Origin of the sequence: Enterobacter cloacae complex sp. 418I7 (assembly GCF_050030705.1) — a bacterium.
GTDB lineage: Bacteria > Pseudomonadota > Gammaproteobacteria > Enterobacterales > Enterobacteriaceae > Enterobacter > Enterobacter intestinihominis.
The window spans coordinates 1-4,760 of sequence record NZ_JBLGUU010000006.1 but is presented as its reverse complement, the minus strand read 5'-3'; the positions used below and the strand labels follow the sequence as shown (position 1 = coordinate 4,760).

Sequence of the window (4,760 nt, the reverse complement as noted above, 5' to 3'; positions counted from 1 at the left end):
ATAAGACCAGACATCGTCCGCCATTCCGCGAAGGCGCTCTCCCACTCGTCCAGCCTTTTCGAGTAGTCCTGCTGTAGCTGCTCTAATGCGCTCAGCAACTGTTTTTCCAGCTCTGTCATGTGCTATTTCCCCGCCAGTATCATCCAGCTCGAATCCTCTCCGAACCGTCCCGCTTCCGGGTTCACCCTCACGCAGCGGCGTCTCTGCTCGCCGCAGGTCGAGAGCTGCACGCCGCTGTTCCGCTCGGACAGCATCGCCTGCGTGCTCTTCTGCTCCCGGATGCTCACGTAATTGTCGAGTATCTGCTGACTCTGCCACCACAGAATGGCCGCGTTCGAGGCGATCAGCAGCACGGAGACCAGGACGATGGTCAGCCACGTCTGGCTGACCATGCGCAGCATCCCTTTCGTACGCTGGCTCATGGCTGAGGACAGCTTCCGGTCGTGGTCGAGGATGGCGGCGCTGATTCTCTTCTCGCTTTCGCTCAGTTCCGCTCTGACAGACTTCTCGTGCTCGCTGAATGCGGCTTTCAGCATCTCGCCGGTACTCTGCTGCTGCGCTTTCGATTTCTGCTCTAAGTCCTTCGCCAGCGTTAAAAGACTGTTCATAGATGGCTCCCTTCAGTCGGATGTTTCGCCCCCCGTCCGGGTCGGCAATGCTGATGCTGCTTTTTGTGGTGCGTACCACCTCAAAACCTGCGCTTTCCAGCGCCTCAGTGACGTCCTGGCGGGTTTTCAGCTCCCCGGACGAGGCCAAGGCCAGTAAACCCCGTGTAATTGCCTGAGCGGCTTCCTGCTTCGTTTCCGGCAGCGCGGACGGCGTGACCAGCGCCCGCCGGTTTTCAGGCGCGTTCGGGTCATGCAGCCCCAGCCTGCCGTTCACGATGGTCTGCCAGGCATCAATGCGCGGACGGTCGGCGCGGTCGTAATACGGCTGGAGACGCTTGCCAGTCAGCAGCTCCGTGTTCGGGATCAGGAAGTTCAGCTCCAGCCGCCCCTTATCCTGGTGCTCAACCCACAGCACGCTGTACTGGTCTTTGTCGAGTCCGGGCATCAGAACCCGTTCAAAGCTCGCCATCAGCTTTTCGCGCTGCCCGGGCGGTAAATCCTTTTCGGCAAAGGACAGGACGCCGGATGTGTACTTTTTTGCGTAGGGTGAGGCGTCGATAAGCTCCCTGACTTCTTCCGGCTTCCCCTGCAGAACGGTGGCGCCCTCGCGCTGTCGGTCTTTCCCCAGCAGATAATCCACCGGACCGGCGCCACCGCCGCGCCCTCGCGGGTGAAACTTAACGATCATCGTCTGCACCCTTTTCCAGCACGGCATGCCGCAGCCGCTCGAGTCCGGCATCTATGGCCATCAGCGCGGCGACGACCTGCACGCGGTCGTGCCCGCTGCCACCACCGGCGTTAACCTGCCGGGCAATCTGGTTAAGGTTGTTCCCCATGCCGGCAAGCTGACGAAGCAGCGCCGGCGAGATCGAGGGAAGCTTGCCGGCGCGGGCGGGTTTCTCGTCCAGGCACGTCTGGCGCATCCAGGCTGCAAGCTGTTTACCGTCGCAGCGCTCCAGCAGACGCCGGTGCTCATCCTCGGTCACCCACATCGTGAGCATTTTGCTGCGTTTGTCTGCCAATCCGGCCTCCTGATAACGCCGGGACGGGCGGGAAATCTTTTCCCGGTCGGCGCGGTGTTGGACAAGCCGCAGGCGCGTCAGTGGTTTTAGCGGGTTTCGGGGCGCAGCCCTGAACCAGTCACGTAGCGCTAGCGGAGTGTATACTGGCTTAATATGGTAAATCGAAGTGGGAATTCAGGGAAGTGCTTCATGTGGCAGGTAAAAAATGCGTCTGTGGGGCGTAAGTGCGAAATGCTGGGGACGATGAAATGACGCCTCCTCGCTCACTCGGTCGCTACGCTCCTGCCGTGAGACTGCGGCGGGCGTTACCGGCTCACGAATGGCGGGATAAAGAGATGGCGCTCAAATCAGGAAGGGCTGGGAAAAGGATGCGGCGTTGCCGTTTTTCCATAGGCTCCGCCCCCCTGACAAGCATCACGAAATATGACGCTCAAATCAGTGGCGGCGAAACCCGACAGGACTATAAAGATCCCAGGCGTTTCCCCCTGGTAGCTCCCTCGTGCGCTCTCCTGTTCCTGCCTTTCGGTTTACCGGTGTCATTCCGCTGTTATGTGGCCGCGTTTGTCTCATTCCACGCCTGACACTCAGTTCCGGGTAGGCAGTTCGCTCCAAGCTGGACTGTATGCACGACCCCCCCGTTCAGTCCGACTACCACGCCCATTCCGGTAACTATCAACTTGAGTCCAACCCGGAAAGACACGACAAAATCGCCATTGGCGGTAGCCACTGGTAAGCAGGATGTGCGAGAGATGTATCGAGAGTTCTTGAAGTGGTGGCCGGACTACGGCTACACTGGAAGGACAGATTTGGTGACACGTCTCGCACAAGACTGTTACCACGGTTCAGAAGTTCCCCAACTTACTGAACCTTCGAAAAACCACCTCCCCAGGTGGTTTTTTCGTTTTCAGAGCAAGAGATTACGCGCAGAGCAAAACGATCTCAAGAAGATCATTTTACAAATTGGATAATATCCCTCCGCCCCTAACACTAATATAAAATTATCGGGCTTGCATGCCCCTCACCATTTTCCCCATATCCACCACCAAACAATAGTTCGTCGAGTTCTTTGCTAGCTTGATCAATACACGCAGCCACATGAATAGCAGAAGGGTACTCATCATACTGAAAATTATCGCTTTTTTCAGGAGGGAGTCGATCATAATACGGATGACAATCCACATAATAATGACGTATTAGCATCCCAGTTTTATCTTCGTACTCTGATGGCTGCAACGTACTCCCTGGGAAAGCTTTTGCAACATGTATAGCAGCTTGAAAGGTATCAAAATATCGCCCAAACATTGGCGTTTCAAAGCTAGGCGACTCTGTCGAAAAATCCCCCATAACTTGCGCCAAATAACCATTATCTATCTGCCATTGAACATCTGATCCCATAGCCCACTCTCCCAGAGTTACTCCTAATAAATAACCATAATATGTATTTACCATAACGCTTCTTGGCCGCACCCCCTGAGAGCCCCTCAGCGCGTTTCTGCGGCCTGAGGGCCGTTTCCGGCACCTTTCCCCGGCCCAAACCCTGAAAAACGCCCCTGATAATTTCTGCGCGGCTGCATGGCTATGCACAAGAGTGAATGGCGGCCGGTTTCGTGAAGGAAATACCGTGAAAGCTCCGAAAGAAACGCTTAATTGCACAGCAGCACATGAACGTGATCAGATGAAATCTGTCTACTGCCGCACTTCTTCACGAAAGGCCCGCTGAGCGTCAGATTCGGGCCTTTCTTACTAAAAAGATTTCAATAGAATTTTTTAGCAGGCGATTTTTATCTATAACCATACATTGAGCATAGAAGACCCAAATTTATGTATGACTCAATAGAAAAAAACAAATCACAGCCATCTAAACACTGAGACAGCAAGCCAAACAAAAATCAAAGAAATAACTCCATTTTTAATCAAATAATATAGTTTTCGATTCCTTTTTTTTAGCTTCTGACCTGCATCACGAATAGCATTAACATATTTAAATAAATGATTTATAGCACCAGTCCTGTCATTATTATCGTTGGGTGATGCTGCCGCTGACATTAGCACCCCACCTATCCACCTATTTATTTTTTGTGACCACCGCCACTTCATCGGCCTTTCTATATCACAGAACAAAATAATACGTGTCTGCTCGGTATCATTCTGAGCCCAGTGAACAAAAGTTTCGTCAAAAATTATCACTTCACCATCATGCCAACTGCGGCGTACACCATCAACTTCAATAAAACACCGTTCATCATTTGGTGTTGATAATCCTAAATGATAACGAACTGAACCGGCATAAGGGTCACGATGCTTTCCTAAATGGCTTCCTGAAGGCAATTCAGCAAACATCGCTGCTTTAATACAGGGAATAGAGCTAACCAGTTGGGTTGTTACTGGGCAAAGCCGCTCCGCTGATGGATGAGCATCTCCATACCACTTGAGGTAAAAGCGCTTCCAACCGCGCTTAAAAAATGTATTAAATCCTGCATCATTATTTTTTTCAGATGATTTAATGTGCCCTTGCAAATTAACAGCTTCGTCTCTTATAACCTGCCAGTTATCAATTAATGGTTGAAGTTCAGGAAATGTTTCTGGGGGAAACCATGCCTGCTTTGACGGCAGCTTCGAAAAGCCTGTCATAAACATATTTATCGGAGCCATAAATGTTGAATGATCAAATAACTGCCTGGAAAACTTTTGTTTTATTTTACCGCGAGAATGCGCATACAATACACTGATAAGAAAAACAAAAATAATAATAAGTGACAGCATGTGTATATTCCTTGTTCACGCCAATAATAAAAATCTCTTAAAGATAACATAATGAATGCACTTAAATTATAATCTAAATGCTATTTATCAATAGTATAATCGAAGCTTCACCAGAACATATCTACTACACAGGCAGAGAGGATTTCAGCAGGAATTATGCTGAAATGAATCAAAGGGACGGACCGTGATATACCCGCTGTCGCTGTGATCGTTCGAGCTCCAGCGCTTTCTGATGCCGCGCCTCCCGCACCTGCTGCAGCTCGACGGCATTCAGCCGCTCGACAACCGGCGCAGCTGATCGCTCAAACTCTGCACCTGCCTGCTCAAGCCCGTGACGCGCTCGCTCAGCGCCGCGTTCTCCCGTTGC

The 4,760-nt window shown here is 51.6% G+C and carries 6 protein-coding genes; 1 reads left to right on the top strand and 5 read right to left on the bottom strand.

Annotated elements, in window-relative coordinates; all coding sequences use genetic code 11:
* Together mbeA and ACQG0S_RS24440 are read right to left on the bottom strand one after the other, a co-directional pair.
* The coding region (gene mbeA, locus ACQG0S_RS24445) for a plasmid mobilization relaxase MbeA (RefSeq protein WP_426751004.1) at positions 1–1,296 on the bottom strand (1,296 nt) is incomplete at its 3' end.
* Entirely contained in the window at positions 1,286–1,609 is a 324-nt protein-coding gene (locus tag ACQG0S_RS24440) for a MobC family plasmid mobilization relaxosome protein (RefSeq protein WP_001445156.1), read from the bottom strand. The genes mbeA and ACQG0S_RS24440, both read right to left, overlap by 11 nt.
* Positions 1,610–2,252: 643 nt before the next feature.
* Here ACQG0S_RS24440 and ACQG0S_RS24435 point away from each other — a divergent pair.
* Positions 2,253–2,363: a hypothetical protein gene (locus ACQG0S_RS24435; RefSeq protein WP_048246078.1), complete on the top strand. Its 111-nt coding sequence runs from the start codon at positions 2,253–2,255 to the stop codon at positions 2,361–2,363.
* A 254-nt stretch (positions 2,364–2,617) separates the two neighbouring features.
* On the opposite strand, the gene ACQG0S_RS24430 is transcribed toward ACQG0S_RS24435, so the two are convergent.
* From ACQG0S_RS24430 to ACQG0S_RS24420, 3 genes are all read right to left on the bottom strand, one after another.
* Entirely contained in the window at positions 2,618–3,079 is a 462-nt protein-coding gene (locus ACQG0S_RS24430) for a hypothetical protein (RefSeq protein ID WP_065707752.1), read from the bottom strand.
* 399 nt (positions 3,080–3,478) lie between these two features.
* Positions 3,479–4,393 carry a lipid A hydroxylase LpxO gene (lpxO, locus tag ACQG0S_RS24425; RefSeq protein WP_023343074.1) on the bottom strand — a complete coding sequence of 305 codons (915 nt, stop codon included), beginning with the start codon at positions 4,391–4,393 and terminating at the stop codon, positions 3,479–3,481.
* A 270-nt stretch (positions 4,394–4,663) separates the two neighbouring features.
* Complete coding sequence (locus tag ACQG0S_RS24420; protein WP_265102475.1) at positions 4,664–4,720, bottom strand: hypothetical protein; 57 nt, start codon at positions 4,718–4,720, stop codon at positions 4,664–4,666.
* Between the last annotated feature and the right edge of the window lie 40 nt (positions 4,721–4,760).

Coding starts and splice junctions, on each gene's coding strand:
- lpxO (WP_023343074.1), bottom strand. CDS start 4,393: ATGCTGTCACTTATTATTATTTTTGTTTTTCTTATCAGTGTATTGTAT.
- ACQG0S_RS24440 (WP_001445156.1), bottom strand. CDS start 1,609: ATGCTCACGATGTGGGTGACCGAGGATGAGCACCGGCGTCTGCTGGAG.
- ACQG0S_RS24435 (WP_048246078.1), top strand. CDS start 2,253: ATGCACGACCCCCCCGTTCAGTCCGACTACCACGCCCATTCCGGTAAC.
- ACQG0S_RS24430 (WP_065707752.1), bottom strand. CDS start 3,079: ATGGTAAATACATATTATGGTTATTTATTAGGAGTAACTCTGGGAGAG.